The sequence below is a fragment of the Pseudomonas sp. S2_F07 genome, assembly GCF_054668325.1.
Genome location: NZ_CP162758.1, coordinates 637363 through 651885, shown reverse-complemented (window position 1 = coordinate 651885; position 14523 = coordinate 637363). Strand labels below are relative to the sequence as shown.

The 14523-nt window shown below is 61.2% G+C and carries 10 protein-coding genes and 1 tRNA gene; 1 reads left to right on the top strand and 10 read right to left on the bottom strand.

Annotated elements, in window-relative coordinates; translation table 11 throughout:
* From tssH to tssB, 7 genes are all read right to left on the bottom strand, one after another.
* The gene (tssH, locus tag AB4O40_RS02835) at nt 1-2655 is read right to left on the bottom strand and encodes a type VI secretion system ATPase TssH (RefSeq protein ID WP_460056234.1); all 2655 of its coding nucleotides are present in this window, start codon (nt 2653-2655) and stop codon (nt 1-3) included.
* Nucleotides 2656-2799: 144 nt separating this feature from the next.
* A complete protein-coding gene (locus AB4O40_RS02830) occupies nt 2800-3291 on the bottom strand; it encodes an Hcp family type VI secretion system effector (protein WP_409079022.1) in 492 nt (163 codons plus the stop codon).
* Nucleotides 3292-3342: 51 nt separating this feature from the next.
* Nucleotides 3343-5046: an OmpA family protein gene (locus AB4O40_RS02825; protein WP_460056236.1), complete on the bottom strand. Its 1704-nt coding sequence runs from the start codon at nt 5044-5046 to the stop codon at nt 3343-3345.
* A gap of 7 nt (nt 5047-5053) precedes the next feature.
* Entirely contained in the window at nt 5054-5734 is a 681-nt protein-coding gene (tssL, locus tag AB4O40_RS02820) for a type VI secretion system protein TssL, short form (protein WP_056724808.1), read from the bottom strand.
* On the bottom strand, nt 5731-7086 hold the full coding sequence (tssK, locus tag AB4O40_RS02815) for a type VI secretion system baseplate subunit TssK (protein ID WP_056724805.1): 1356 nt from the start codon (nt 7084-7086) through the stop codon (nt 5731-5733). The genes tssL and tssK overlap by 4 nt, the downstream gene beginning before the upstream one ends.
* Before the next feature lie 40 nt (nt 7087-7126).
* Entirely contained in the window at nt 7127-8665 is a 1539-nt protein-coding gene (tssC, locus tag AB4O40_RS02810) for a type VI secretion system contractile sheath large subunit (RefSeq protein ID WP_056724803.1), read from the bottom strand.
* 34 nt (nt 8666-8699) lie between these two features.
* Nucleotides 8700-9203: a type VI secretion system contractile sheath small subunit gene (gene tssB / locus AB4O40_RS02805; protein WP_056724801.1), complete on the bottom strand. Its 504-nt coding sequence runs from the start codon at nt 9201-9203 to the stop codon at nt 8700-8702.
* A gap of 513 nt (nt 9204-9716) precedes the next feature.
* Here tssB and AB4O40_RS02800 point away from each other — a divergent pair.
* Entirely contained in the window at nt 9717-11045 is a 1329-nt protein-coding gene (locus tag AB4O40_RS02800; protein WP_056724799.1) for an OprD family porin, read from the top strand.
* An 8-nt stretch (nt 11046-11053) separates the two neighbouring features.
* Here the strand turns inward: AB4O40_RS02800 and AB4O40_RS02795 are convergent.
* The 3 genes from AB4O40_RS02795 to selA form a co-directional block, all read right to left on the bottom strand.
* A tRNA-Sec gene (locus AB4O40_RS02795) sits at nt 11054-11149 on the bottom strand.
* 19 nt (nt 11150-11168) lie between these two features.
* Nucleotides 11169-13076, bottom strand: a complete 1908-nt coding sequence (selB, locus tag AB4O40_RS02790; protein WP_223541219.1) for a selenocysteine-specific translation elongation factor — start codon at nt 13074-13076, stop codon at nt 11169-11171.
* Complete coding sequence (selA, locus tag AB4O40_RS02785; RefSeq protein ID WP_460056241.1) at nt 13073-14503, bottom strand: L-seryl-tRNA(Sec) selenium transferase; 1431 nt, start codon at nt 14501-14503, stop codon at nt 13073-13075. The genes selB and selA overlap by 4 nt, the downstream gene beginning before the upstream one ends.
* Nucleotides 14504-14523 lie beyond the last annotated feature (20 nt).

Sequence of the window (14523 nt, the reverse complement as noted above, 5' to 3'; positions counted from 1 at the left end):
TCAGGCCTCCATGGCGGTATTTGCCGCGCAATCCTGCGTGTTGGAGAACTGCAGGGTGACTCCCTGTTCCTCGCTGTAACCCAGGGTCACACCATGGGTGCTCTGCCCAGCGGCCTGGCGCTGCAACAACTGCTGGCTGAGCACCGGCAGAATCTGCTGGTCAAGCAGGCTGTCGATGTTGCGGGCGCCGGTATCGGGCAACAGGCAGGCGGCGACCAGGGCGTCGTTGAGCGCGGCTTCGATCCGGCAGTCCAGTGCGTAGTGACGCTGCAAGCGTTTGCCGACCTGGGCGAGTTTGATGGCGACGATGCCTTTGAGGGCCTCGGCTTGCAGCGGTCGATAGATCAGCGTCTGAAAGCGGGCCAACAGGGCCGGCTGAAAATGCTCGCGCAAAATGGGCCGCAGCAGTTCGTGCAAGGTGCTGTCCGAGGCTTCGGGTTGTTCTTGCAAGAAACCTTGCAACTCATCACTCCCCAGGTTGGAGGTCATGAGAATGACGGTGTTGCGAAAGTCGATTTCACGGCCTTCGCCGTCGCGCATGCAGCCGCGATCGAACACCTGGTAAAACAGGTCAAGCACGTCACGATGGGCTTTCTCCACCTCGTCGAGCAGCACGACGCTATAGGGTCGTTGGCGTACGGCCTCGGTGAGCACCCCGCCCTGCCCGTAGCCGACGTAGCCGGGCGGCGAGCCCTTGAGCTGGCTGACGGTATGGGCTTCCTGGTATTCAGAGAGGTTGATCGTGATCAGTGACTTTTCGCCACCGAACAGGCTGTCTGCCAGGGCCAGGGCCGTTTCGGTCTTGCCGACTCCGCTGGTGCCCACCAGCAGGAACACGCCCAAAGGCGTCTTTTCGTCAGTCAGGCCGGTCTTGGCCGCACGCAGGCGTTGGGCCAAGGCACTGAGGGCATGGGGTTGGCCAATCACCCGCTCGCTGAGTTGCTGTTCCAGCTCCAGCAGGCTGGCCTGTTCATCCTTGAGCAAGCTGCCCAGCGGTACGCCGGTCCAGTCGGCGATCACTTCAGCCACGCTGCGCGGGTTTACGTCGAGCAAAAGCAGCGGCTGATTGCCCTGAATCTCGCTCAGTTGTCGCTGCAACCGGGCGCAGTGTTCCATGTATGGTGGTTCGGCCTGGCGTGCGTCGAGCAGTTGGCGGGTCAGTTCGAGCTCGCTCTGGTATTGCCGCACCAGGTCGATTTGTTCTCGCTGAAATTGCGCGTATTGCTGTGCGATCAGGGCGAGCCGTTGATCGGTGGCGTCGCCGCTCAGTTGCTGATCCTCTTGCCGGGCCTGGCGTTCCAGGTCCAGGGCAGCCATTCGGGCTTTGAGGCGCACCAGCACCTGCGGTTCGCAATCGAGGCTCATGCGTACCCGTGCACTGGCGGTGTCGAGCAGGTCGACGGCCTTGTCCGGCAGTTGACGGCCGGTGAGGTAACGCCGCGACAGGCTGACCGCCGCCTCTACCGCCGCGTCTTCGATGTGCACGCCGTGGTGGCTGGCGTAGCGGGCTTTGAGGCCGCGCAACATGAGGCAGGCACTGGCATCGTCCGGTTCGTCGACCTTGACCCTCTGGAACCGTCGCTCAAGTGCGGCATCGCGCTCAAAGTATTGTTTGTACTCACTCCAGGTGGTGGCCGCGATGGTGCGCAATTCTCCGCGAGCCAGGGCGGGCTTGAGCAGATTTGCCGCATCGGCGCCACCGGCCTGGTTGCCGGCACCGATCAGGGTGTGGGCTTCGTCGATGAACAGCAGGACCGGAGTTTCTGATTGCTGAACGGCCTCGATGACGTTTTTCAGGCGTTGTTCGAACTCGCCCTTGACCCCGGCTCCGGCTTGCAACAGGCCCAGATCGAGGGTGCGCACGCTGACCGGCTTGAGGCTGTCGGGCACATTGCCCTCGGCAATGCGCAAGGCCAGGCCCTCGACCAGCGCGGTCTTGCCGACCCCCGGTTCCCCCACCAGCAACGGGTTGTTCTTGCGCCGACGACTGAGGATGTCGATGACCTGACGGATTTCATCGTCACGCCCGAACACCGGGTCGATGCCTCCCTCCCGGGCCTTGGCGGTCAGGTCCTGGGTGTACTTGTCCAGCACCGCCCTCAATGCATCGCACCGTTGAGCACTCGATGAGTTGTCGAGGATCACCGCCTTGCGATCCAGCGTCTGCTCCTGTTGCAGGTGCGGTCGTTCTTCGGAGTGCTGGTCCAGCAGCGGGAGCAAGTGCTGCAATTGCACCGGACCGAGACTGAGCATCGGCCAGGCCGCTTCACAGGCCAGCAGTGTCGGGGTCTCCAGCAGCGCACCGAGCAGGTGGGCCGAGCGCAGGCTGTCATTGTCGTCGTCCAGCGATGCACGTAGCCAGGCGTTCTTGATCAATTGCTGTAACTTGCCGCACAGCTGCGGCTTGCCCTGCACGCTGCGCGGCAAGCTGTCGAGATGCTCGAGCAAGCCGTGCCAGAGGGCGTCTATATCCCATTCGTAACGGCGCGCAATAAGCGTCAGGTCACCCTCGCCCTGCTCCAGCAGTTTGAGGAGCCAGTGCTCGATGCTGATCTGCCCGTGGGCGCGGCTTTGGCACAACGATGCCGCCGCGCTCAAGGCCTGGGCGCAGTAAGGATTGAGGCGGCGAAGCAAACGGGTGGCGTGATGGGCCATGCTGGGCGTCCTTGTGCTGAGTTCCTGGCGTATTGCCGGTGGTGGGCTTGAAGCTCGATGTGCCGGGTTGAGCGTCCGCCAACAGGCGCTCAAGCCGACACACTCAAACCAGCAGGCAGCGTTCTGCCTGCTGGTGTTTTCGCGTCAGACGCTCTGGCGTTCGTTCCAGGAATCGCTGTGAATGATGTTGCCGTCCTTGTAGGTCCAGGTGATTTTGTCGTAACGCAGTTCAATCAATTCCAGGTGGTTGTGCTTCTCCTTCGAAGGGTCTTTGATGTCGTGCATTTTTGGCGCGACCTTCACCACCTTGACGTTTTCGAGTTGAGTCACGAAGTACTCGACTTCTTGGCCTGCGTCGTCGATGCGATACCACTTGAACTCGGCACTCTTGAGGGTCTGGCCAGTGGTCACCGCCTTGTACAGGTACGGGCTGGAGGCATCGATTTCCTTGGTGAACAGAAACGGGGCATGGACCCGGGCACCGGTCAACTTGCCGGTGTTGTTGTCGGTGGGGATGTACAGGCTGTGATCCTGGGCCAGCACCTCAATGCTGCCCTCGCGTTTTTGCACGTTCACCGAACCTTTGATGTCCGCGCCGCCGTCGTCTTGCAGCCAGAGGTAAATGGGAATTGCCATGTGAAACTCCTTTTCTAAGAACATGAATGCCGCGTGACGCGACTGGGGTTGTCAGCCCGGTATCGTTGGGGAATGCGAGCAAGCCCCCGTTTCCGGTATCAGGCGAATTTCGACTCGACGGTTGGCAGTGCGCCCCGCCTCGGTGTCATTGCTGGCGATCGGCTGCCTGGCGCCGAAGCCCTGGACAGCAAAACAACTGTCGGGCAGATCGCCCATGCGTTGCATCCAGTCCCGCACCGACGCCGCGCGGGCCCGGGACAGCAGAAGGTTTTGCGCGTCATTGCCCGACGCATCGGTATGCCCGGCGATGACGATCAGCCATCCCGGCTGGGCCTTGATGTCCGCCAGGGCATTGATCAGCACTTTGGTCGAATCAGGCTTGAGCACGGCGCTGCCGCTGTTGAACAGCGACAGGTTGTCCAGGCGTACCGCTTTGGCGACTTTTACCGCGAGTGGCGCTGACGGCGGAGTGCGGTGACTGGCAATCGCCGCCAGCACCGGCGCACGCAGTCGGTCGCCGCGATACAGGCCCAAACCCAACTTCAGCGGAGCACCATGACGGTAATGGTTGTCCAGACGCTCGGCGTGCTGGCGAAGCGTCGTCAATGCCGCTTCGCGCTGGACAATCCCGGTCTGGTCGAAAGGGGCCGGTGGCGCCATGGAGGTGTAGCGACGCAGGTCATCGGTGACCTGACGCGCCAGCAACATGTTCTGCCAGGCCGAACTGGCCAAGGCCACCGCAGTCGCGACCACAAACAGCCACAGCGCAATCACCCCCGCCCGGCGTATCGGCGTTCGCTGGATACGGATGGGCAGCAACTGCAGCAACGGGTCAGGGAATGGCAGTGGCGCCGCGCCTGCGGTCTGTGCCTGCCAGTCGACTGACAGCGACAGCTTGTCGCTCAGCCATTGTTGCCAGAGGTTCCCCGACACGGTCCGGGGCAACACCGGCACCAGCGTGATGGCGATGGCCACTGCGGGACCTATCGAATGGCGGCGGTCACGCGCGGCCAGGTCCGGCAGTACCGCCTCCTCCAGCCAGGCCGCAACGCTGCTCACTTGAACGCCGGTATGCATGCGCGCCATACGCGTGACATCGTCCACTGCCAACTGCTGCCAATCGACCAGGCCGGCATGCATCCCGGCCTCACGGACCTCGGGGCTGGTCTGACCCGCCTCCCAACTGAACCAGGCCCCCTCGCCCTGAGAAGCTTGCAGGTAACTGACCAGCAACATCGGCAATGCAATCCCGCGTTTGCGAACCAGGGCAACCTGATGACAAAAAGCCCGCACCTGCCCCGCCAGTACGGCGCGGTCGTCATGCTCGCCCGGGTTGGAAACGAACATGACAGTAAGCTGCCCGCCCCATGCCGGCCGACGGGCCAATACGCTGGCTATCAGCTCCGGCAGTTGCATCAGGTCTGGCACCCGCAAGTAGCAACCTTGCCCGGTCTTGCGCAACGCTGGCGAATCACCGGCAACCGCGCCGAACAGACCGTCCAGGCCATCACCACAGACCAATACCACCGGCTGACAATAATCCGCCGGTGGCAGCGTCAGGTTAGCGGCCAGCACCCGTGACCCGGCTTGACGCTTCGCCCGTCGCCCGATCCTGATCCAGACCGCTATGGCAACGCACGCCACGAACAAAACCGCCGTTGCACGTGTCCAGGCCGCCAGCGGGATGATCGCCAGCAATGCCAGGACAAGCGCGCCGGCCCAAAGCCAGAGGAGTCGATTGAGTTTGTACGTCATCGGTGGCTCACGCCTGGCCAGGCTGGAGGTTGGCGATGACACCGCCCAACAGGTGATCGAGCCCCAGCCAGATCCCCGTGAGCAACAACCCTGCCAGCACAACCTGGGCCAGCGGGGAACGCTGCCAACGCCAGCTGCCGGATCGGTAGCCGATGCCCGCTTGTGTCGCTAACCCATGGTTGAGTTGCAGTGGCGGAACCTGCGCATTCAAGGCTGCCAGCAGTTGCAGGCGATCAGGGTCATTCAGCTCGCGATAGCGGCCGCGAAAGCCCAGCATCAATACCCGCTGGAATGCTGTCAGCACCTGCCGGTCCGGTGCGGGCTCGCGCAACACTTCGCGCATGTCTTCATACAGAAACTCACCGGCCTGGTGGCGGCTGAAGAACTTCGCCTGCAAGGGTTCGCTGGCCCAGGAAGCATGATCTTTGCCCTCGGCATAGCCGAGCACGGTTTCATCGAGCAACGCGCATTGGGCGTAGCTGATGTAGTCGATGCTGCGCCGACTCAAACCGGCCTGTTCAAGCGACTGGCGAACGTATTCGATCTGGTCGGCACAACGTGACCACAGCCCCTGGCTGTTTTTTGCTGATCCAGCCTGGCGCAGTTCAACCACCAGCAGGTAGCTGTCCTGCAACAGGACGTCGATGTTCACGGGCGAGCGGGTTTGCTTTTCGGTTTTTCCGTTCATGTGCGCAACACCGCAAACAGTTCAAGCCTGACCTCGACCAATGTGCTCGGCACATACAATGCGCAGACCCCCGCGGCCAGCATCGCCAGCCCCTTGGCATGATTGAGATCAAGGGCGAAGTATTGATTTTCCAGGCGCAACGGAATCGCGGCCGGCACATGGCTGAGCGCCTGCATGGGCACGCCGTCCAGTGCAGCATTGATCAATTGATCCACCTCATCCGGCGTACCGATCTTGCACAGTCGAGGAAACTGGCTCTGCAACTGCGCGGCCGGCAGGCGACAACGCACGGACAGATAGAAGTCCGCGCCGCCAGGCTCACACAAACGAGCGTCGTTGAGACTGACTTGCCAGCGGTTGGCGCCCGTTTCCTGCAACTCCAGGGCGATGACCCGGGACGGAAGGCTGGCTTCCAGCAAGGTGGAAATCATGCTCATCAACGGCGGGAAGACGGTTTCCAGGTGTTCGTGCCGATAGGCAGGAATCAGCTCGATGTCATGTTCCAGCGAAAAGGTCAGCAGGCTTCCAGCCAGCCTGGCCAGTTCCAGATAGACCTGTTCGGGATGGCGCCCCGGATGCGCCTTGAGGTCAGCCAACACGGGTTGATAGCTGTTCAAGGCATTTAGCAGCCAGAACAACGACACATCGGCCACCGCAAAGTCCGCCATGCGCTGATTACTCTCGCGCCGCATGCCCATGAGCCGTTGACGCTTGGCGGCCAACTGGGTCAACAGATTGTCCAGTTGGGTAAGCAAACCCGGGTGAGCAGCAAAGCTGAGAAGCGGCGGTACGTAGCCCGGGTCGAGCATCCAGGCCCCCTGCCCGTCGCGAATCAGACGGGCAATCGGGCAAGTCAGGTAATCGGCGTTGTCATCGTTGACCAGGCGCAAGCTCAAGGCATGCTCCAGCACCCCGATCGATTGCACCTCATCGCCAAACACGTCTTGAACCTTGCGCCAAGCCTGACGATAGCGCATTGGTCGATCGGCCCTGCCCCCGTCGAACAGACAGTTGTTGCCATTGCCCTGTTCCAGCGGCAAGGCCAGCAACAGCGTGACGCTCTGACTGTCATCAGGCAGCTGCCGAGCCAACTCCAGTGCAGGAGGCAGGCGATCGACATGATCGGTATCGACCAGGGTACCGTCGGCCATGCGCAAGTGCAGCCGGGTCAGTTTTAACTTGCCCAGGCGCAGTGCCTGCAGATCAACGTCCATTGCTTGTACACCCCAGGGATGTACCAACGACAGGTGCGCAAGGCACTCATTGGTCCAGGCTTCCCAGCGCGCCTGCTGCTGGAATTGCTGCGGAGACAGCAACGCCCCCGCGGCCCACAGGGGGCGGTCGATCTTCATGACAGTCGTTTCCTACGAAATGGCCCGGGTTTGAACAGGCTCAGTTTTTGGCCTTGGGCATCTGCGAAACCAGTGACAGGTTGACGTCCATGCCTTCCACCTGAAAGTGCGGCACGGCGTACAACTTGACGCGGAAGAAGCCGGGGTTGTCCTCGATGTCTTCCACCGTCACCTTCGCCTCACGCAGCGGGTGCGAAGCCTGCAAATCGTCGCCGGGGTCGGTCATTTCGGTGACCAGCCCACCGATCCACTTGTTGAGCTCAAGCTCCAGCAAGCGACGATCCTTGGTGGTTCCGATGTTCTCGCGCTGGATCATTTTCAAGTAGTGAGCGATGCGCGACAGGAGGAAAATGTACGGCAAGCGCGAGTTGATACGGCTGTTGGCAGTCGCGTCGGCGGTGTCGTACAGGGCGGGTTTCTGGCTGGAGTTGGCTGAGAAGAAACACGCGTAGTCGCGATTCTTGTAGTACGACAAAGGAATGAAACCGAGGTTGGCGAATTCAAATTCACGCGTCTCGGGAATCATCACCTCCGAGGGGATTTTCACCTGATTGCCGGTGCCCAGGTCGTACAGATGAATCGGCAGGCCGGTGACCGCGCCACCCGACTGTGGGCCGCGGATCTGCACACACCAGCCGTTGCTGATGAAGCTCTTGACCATGTTCGCGGCAAACGCGAACGAGGCATTGGTCCACAGGTACTTGTCGTGGTCCGGCCCCTTGACGCTTTCGATGTAGTTGAAGCTGCGCACCGCAATGGTGTCAGGACCGTAGGGCAAGCGACCGAGCACCCGCGGCATGGTCAGGCCGATGTAGCGGGCATCGTCACTGTCGCGAAAGGCTTTCCACTTGATGTATTCGGCGCGGTCAAAGTAGTTGCCGATGTCCTTGATCGCAGCGACTTCTTCCATCGATTCCTTGCCGAAAAAAGCAGGTCCCACAGAACCTATGAACGGCATGTGTGCTGCGGCCGCCACCTTGGAAACATTGCGCAACAAGGCAACATCCTGAGGGCTGCGGTCGAATTCGTAATTGGAAATGGCTGCAGCGATAGGTTCGCCACCCGGCGTGTCGTATTCCTGGATGTAGCTATGGAAATACAACCCGCTCTGGGCGATTTCCGGTGCGTCTTCGAAGTCCTGGACCAAATGGTCCTTGCTGATATCCAGCAACTCGATGCGAACGTTGCGGCGGAAATCGGTTTGGTCGATCAGCGATTTCACGCCGCGCCAGGTCGACTCGACGCGCTGGAAGTCGGGATGGTGCATGACGGCATCGAGCTGGCGACTGATCTGCTCGTCCAACGATGCAATGTGCTCATCGAGCAGCGCCTTGTCCAGACGCTCGACTTTATGTGAAGACTGCTTGAGCAAGTTCAGGAAAACGCTGACGGCAGCGGTCACGCGCTCATCGGCAGAGGCCTCGGACAATGCTTCATTGTCCTGAAAGGAGTCGAAACCGGCCAACTCCTCTACTGGATTCAGATTGATCTTACTGAACAAAGCGCTATATATACCCTGGCTTTCTTCAGACAACACTGTATCGCCACGCGATTGCGCGGAAGAATGTTCAACGGACATTTAGAGTTTTCCTGTGAAGCGAACCGAAGGGAAATTAACGAACTTCTTTTGGAGCCAGGGCAGCCAGTTCGGCACGCAGTTCGTCACTCAGCGCATCATCCTTGAGGATGCGCTCCAGTTCGTGCCGAAAGGTCGCGTTGTCCAGCAGGTTCGACTTGAGATCGCGCAGCAGGTTGCGCATGGCCAACAGTGCGCGCAACTGCGGAATCTGCCGCGCCACCTGTTCCGGTTCAAAGTCTTTCATGGCCCGGAAACTCAATTCCACAGAGGTGTCGCAGTGGTCATTGACCAGTGTGTTTTCCACCGCCAGCTTCAGGCTTGGTGAATACTCGGACAAAACACTGTCGAAATTATTCTTGTCAATGTTCATTTTGTTTCTTGCGGACAGCGGGCGCTGTTCCTTACCGTTGCTGTAGTCGCCCATCACCATCAACTTAAGCGGCAATTCGACTTTTTTCTGTGCGCCACCCGTGTGCAAATCGAGCTTGATATTAACTCGAGCCTTGGGCACTTCGTTTTGAAAACTACTTGCAGTCATCATTCCTCCTGACACCCGCGCAACTGTAACAACCATCACGAAGATAAATAAGACTGGAATCCAGAACGGCGATCAACTCTATACGCAGAGTTGCCATCCACAGCCCTTAAATTCCTTTCAATGCATAGAAGCCGCAACTCCAAGCGACAACTTTTGTCTCTCTGTCTATAAACGATGAAGCATCTGAAGTTAATTCTCCATCCCCCTCTAGCACTTTCGGAAGTTTCCTACATGACCAATCAGCAAAAGAGAAGTTAATTTGTAGGACTAGAGCGGGATAATCAAATCTGGTTACGCCAACACACAATTTTTGCTAGGAGTAATGGATCTCACTCAGGTCGATCGACACCAGCAACGACCGGCGGGACAAAAGGCATCAAAAGACAGCACACCGACTCAATATTCCCGACCCGATCTACGTAACCATCACGTCCTCACTCCCCCCTAAGGACAGTGTCATGGTCATTGCAAAGGCAGTACCCGGCAAAACCCTGCCCCTGTGGTGACCCATTGATGATCTTTTCCCCGCAAGAATCCAGGGCGGCCATTGCCCTGTGCTGCTGCCTGCTGGCAACCCACGCACTGGCCGAGGAATCGGCGAAAGACAGCGTAGGATTTTTCGAGGGCGCGACCCTTGGCGTGCTCAGCCGAAACTTCTATCTGAACAGCGACTATCGATCGCCCTCGCCATCCGGCAAGAGCTACAAGGCTGAATGGGCTCAAGGTTTTATCAGCGCTTTTGAATCCGGTTTCACGCCGGGTACCGTCGGCTTCGGCCTCGATGCCCATGCCTTTCTGGGGTTGAAACTCGATAGCGGCAAAGGCCATTCCGGGACCGGATTACTGCCCGTGGGCAGTGACGGTCGTAGCGAAAGTAACTACTCCGGCGGTGGCGGCGCGATCAAGCTCAAGGCCTCGAACACCACCCTGGCGTTTGGTGAAATGGAGGTCGAAAGCCCGGTGTTCGACACCGCGGACAAACGCCTGCAACCGGAGTACGCCACCGGTTTTCTGTTCGACAGCCGCGAAATCGACGGAATGAACCTGCAGGCCGGCCACTTCACGGCGTTCAAGAATCAGGACAGTGCGTCAGGCAAGGGCAACTTTTTCGGTTATGGCGCCAACACCGAGGCCGGCGGCATTTCGTTTGTCGGCGCCGACCTGTTTACCCAAAGCCCGGTTGGCGGCGCCCTGTATGCCTCGGATCTGACCGACACCTGGCATCAGTACTACGGCAATCTGCACTTCAAGCAGTCCGAGGTGTTCCTCGACGCCAACCTCTATCACACCCGGGACACCGGTCAGGCGCTGGCCGGTGCCATCGACAATACTGCGTACAGCCTGTCCGGCCGATACACGCTGGGCGCCCATGGTTTCACCCTGGCCTATCAGAAGATCAACGGTGATACGCCGTTCGATTTTGTCGGTGGCGACTCCATCTACCTGGCCAACTCGATCAAATACGCCGACTTCAACGGCGCCCGCGAACGCTCCTGGCAGGCGCGTTACGACCTGGACCTGGCCACCTTCGGGATACCCGGCCTGAAGTTCATGACCCGTTACGTCACCGGCGACCAGATCGACGGCACCCATGCGCCGCAAGGCGGGGCCTACAACCCGTTCGACCCGGCGACCGGCACCTTCGTGCCGCAACAGGGTGATGGGGGCAAACACTGGGAGCGCGACATCGACCTGCACTACGTCGTGCAGTCCGGGGCGGCGAAGGGCTTGTCGTTGCAATTGTCCCATGTGTCGCACCGGGCGAACGCGGCCCAGGCAGGCGACGACATCGACCGGGTGTACGTGGTCATCCAGTACCCGTTGGACTTCGGGCCGTTCTGACCGGGAAGTGGCGGAAGGCAGCCGGAGTCGAACCTGCCCGGGAACGGATGCCGTCCCCAACCGGGTTTGAAGCCCGGCCGCGCCACCGGGCGCGATTGCCTTCCTTGAAATCATGTCTTTGAATCAGTGCTCTATGTGCTGGGCCAACGCACTGTCCAGGCGAATCTGCCGGCGATCACCCAAGCGTCGTGTCAGACCGATACGGTCAAAGTACTCCAGTATCTGAATGCTGCGCTTGCGCCCCAGACCCACCGCATCCCGAAATGCCGCCACCTGGATCACCGGGTTGGCGTCCGCCAGCTGCAACAGCATAGCCGTCAATCGGCGAATCATGTTGTCGGGGTAAAACAGATCGCGCACCACCTGGTGCATCAAGCCCAGACGCGCCATCTTGCGTAGCAATGCGCGGACGGTCGCTTCGTCATGCCCCAGGTTACGCACCCAGGGCGGGTCGAATCCGGCCTGTTCGAAAAGCGGCTGCAATTCTAGCCACAGGGCTTCGTCCTCTTCGCTCAAGCGCACCTGATGCCCGGGCAGGTGCAACCACGGTCCGCTGCTGGCGATGTCGCCGCTGGCCAACAACTCGTCGAGCAGGCTGATAAACGTTGGGCGTTCCAAAGTACTGCCGGTGAATCGGCGCAGGCGGTCCCGATCCGGGCCCATCTGGTCCGGTTCGAGTTCATGGAAACGCGCGAGTTGCTCCACTAAAGGCGATTTCAAGGCTTCCCAACGGCTGGCACTGAACAGCAATGGGCCTTGGCGGGTATCGATCAGGCGCACGTCAGCGGGCAACACCCAACTGCTGCGCGGTCGGTTGAACTGTCGCGCCAGGCGCTGTGGATCGAGCCCTGTGTCGCTATTGGCCAGCAATGCCGGCAAAACATCCTCCAGCGTTGCGCTGTTCACCAATGCATGCAGCTGCGCCAATCGTTCGGGGCTGCGGCGTTGCCGAGTGGGAGCAAACGGGTCGAGCACCCGGCCGCCGCCAAGGGTGCGTTGGGCACTCTGGTCGCGCAGGATCAGCGGATCGCCTTTCACCGCATGCACCGGTGTATTGAGCAGCAGTTGCGCCAGCATCCGCTCACCCGGTGCCAGGCTGGCGCCTTCGAGCAAGGCGACTCGACCGGTGACGTCCAGGGTGCCGAGGTGTACGTGCACCGGTTGAAAGTGCTCGAAGGCGCGGGGTTCGGTGGCTAGCAACTGCATGTCGATGTCCAGGCGCTGGGTGGGCGCATACAGGGCTTCGGCGAGTAACCAATGGCCGCGATGGATATGCTCCAGGGCCAGCCGTTCGGCACTCAGGTTCAACGCCACGCGCTGGCCGGCCAAGGCGTGGCCGGCGGCCTGGTTTTGCGCGTGCAGGCCGCGAACGCGCACCGGTTTGCCTTGTGGCCCCAACAGCAGGGTATCGCCCACCGCGACCTGACCGGACAGCGCCGTGCCGGTGACCACGATACCGGCCCCGGCCACGCTGAAGGCCCGGTCGATCGCCAGGCGAAAACCACCTTCGGTGCTGCGCTGCTGCACTCCGCGCTGGGCTTGCAGCAATTGTTGGCGCAGGGTTTCGATGCCCTCGCCCGTCAGGCTCGACAGCGCAATCAGCGGTGCATCGGCATACGGCCCGGGCGCCAACAAGGTGCGGACCTGATCGCGCACCTCCTGTACCCGGGCGCTGTCGACCCGGTCGCACTTGCTGATCGCCACCAGTGCCCGAGGGATACCCAATAGCTGGACAATCGCCAGGTGCTCGCGGGTCTGCGGCATCACCCCGTCATCGGCGGCCACCACCAGCAACACCAGATCGATGCCCTGCGCCCCGGCCAGCATGTTGTGGGTGAAGCGCTCATGGCCCGGAACGTCGATGAAACCGGTCAGCGGCGCATCCGTCTCCAGCGCGGCATACAGGTAGCCGAGGTCGATGGTCATGCCGCGCTCGCGCTCTTCGCGGCGACGGTCACCCGCCTGACCGGTCAACGCCTGGAGCAGCGCCGTCTTGCCATGGTCGATGTGCCCTGCGGTGCCGACAATCACCCTGCCCGGCCCTCCACCTGTAATTGATCGAGCTGCGCCAGCCATGCCGGTTCGTCGTCCAGTTGCCGCAGGTCCAGCCACAGGGCGTCATCGTCGATGCGCCCCAGGACCGCAATCGGCAAGGCGCGAAAGGCCTCTTCCAGCGTCAACAGCGAACGCCCGCGCAAGCGCTTGGAGGTCAGCGGGCGCAGACACAGCGCGGCGCTGGCCAGCCGCGCCACCGGTTGGCTGCCGCTGCCGATCATACCCAGCGCCGGCATGGCACTGACGCTCCAGCCGTCACCCAGCACCTGGGCCAGCCACGGTCGCAAACGCTCGGCCTGGGCGAGGATATCGGCCTGTGGCCGAGTCAGCAGGCGCAGGCTCGGCAAACGCTCGGCCAACCGGTCCGGATTGCGGTACAAACCCAGCACCGCTTCCAGGGCGGCCAGGGTCATCTTGTCGACGCGCAGCGCCCGCTTGAGGGGATTTTTCTTGATCCTGGCGATCAGTTCCTTGCGGCCGACAATCACCCCGGCCTGTGGCCCGCCGAGCAGTTTGTCGCCACTGAAGGTGACGATGTCCGCGCCATCGAGCAGGGCCTGGCGCACTGTCGGCTCCGGCGGCAAGCCCCAGCGGGACAAGTCCAGCAGACTGCCGCTGCCGAGGTCTTCAAGCAGAGGCAAACCGTGCAGATGGGCCAGTTGCGCCAGTTCGGCAGTCGGCACGCTGGTGGTGAACCCTTGAATGCTGTAGTTGCTCGCATGCACGCGCATGATCAAGCCGCTGCGCGGGCCGATGGCAGCCTCGTAGTCGCGGGTATGGGTGCGATTGGTGGTGCCGACCTCAATCAGCTTCACTCCGGCGCGGGCCATGATATCGGGGATGCGGAAGGCGCCGCCGATTTCAATCAGTTCGCCCCGGGAGATAATCCCTTCCTTGCGCGCGCCCAGGCTGTTGAGGGTCAGGAGCACCGCCGCGGCATTGTTGTTGACCACGGTCACTGCTTCGGCGCCGGTCAGCTCGCGAATCAAATTTTCGATCAGGTCGTCGCGGTCTCCGCGCTTGCCGCTATGCAGGTCGAACTCGAGGTTGAGCGGATAGCGCGCGGCCATTTGCACCGCTTCAATCGCCTCCTCTGGCAACAGCGCCCGGCCGAGGTTGGTGTGCAAGACCGTACCGGTGAGGTTGAACACCCGGCGCACATGGCTGCGATGCTGGGTTGCCAGTCGCTCGCCGACCCTGCCCGCCAGTACATCAGGGCTGACTTCAACAGCTTCGAGCAAACCCTGTCGTACCCCTTCGCGCAATTCATCCAGCAATAACCGCAAGGTGGTCAGCAAGGCCTCGCGCCCATAGCGCTCGGCCAACGGCTGGCACGCCGGGTGGCGCAACAGACTGTCGATGGAAGGTAGACGCAGGGGTTGGCTGGCACTGCGTGCAGACATCTGGCGCTCCTGATAACGAA

What these genes read in the sequence shown, in the direction of transcription:
- AB4O40_RS02830 (WP_409079022.1), bottom strand. Translation starts at nt 3,291, where the DNA reads ATGGCAATTCCCATTTACCTCTGGCTGCAAGACGACGGCGGCGCGGAC.
- tssK (WP_056724805.1), bottom strand. Translation starts at nt 7,086, where the DNA reads ATGAAGATCGACCGCCCCCTGTGGGCCGCGGGGGCGTTGCTGTCTCCG.
- tssC (WP_056724803.1), bottom strand. Translation starts at nt 8,665, where the DNA reads ATGTCCGTTGAACATTCTTCCGCGCAATCGCGTGGCGATACAGTGTTG.
- tssB (WP_056724801.1), bottom strand. Translation starts at nt 9,203, where the DNA reads ATGACTGCAAGTAGTTTTCAAAACGAAGTGCCCAAGGCTCGAGTTAAT.
- AB4O40_RS02825 (WP_460056236.1), bottom strand. Translation starts at nt 5,046, where the DNA reads ATGACGTACAAACTCAATCGACTCCTCTGGCTTTGGGCCGGCGCGCTT.
- selA (WP_460056241.1), bottom strand. Translation starts at nt 14,503, where the DNA reads ATGTCTGCACGCAGTGCCAGCCAACCCCTGCGTCTACCTTCCATCGAC.
- tssH (WP_460056234.1), bottom strand. Translation starts at nt 2,655, where the DNA reads ATGGCCCATCACGCCACCCGTTTGCTTCGCCGCCTCAATCCTTACTGC.
- tssL (WP_056724808.1), bottom strand. Translation starts at nt 5,734, where the DNA reads ATGAACGGAAAAACCGAAAAGCAAACCCGCTCGCCCGTGAACATCGAC.
- AB4O40_RS02800 (WP_056724799.1), top strand. Translation starts at nt 9,717, where the DNA reads ATGATCTTTTCCCCGCAAGAATCCAGGGCGGCCATTGCCCTGTGCTGC.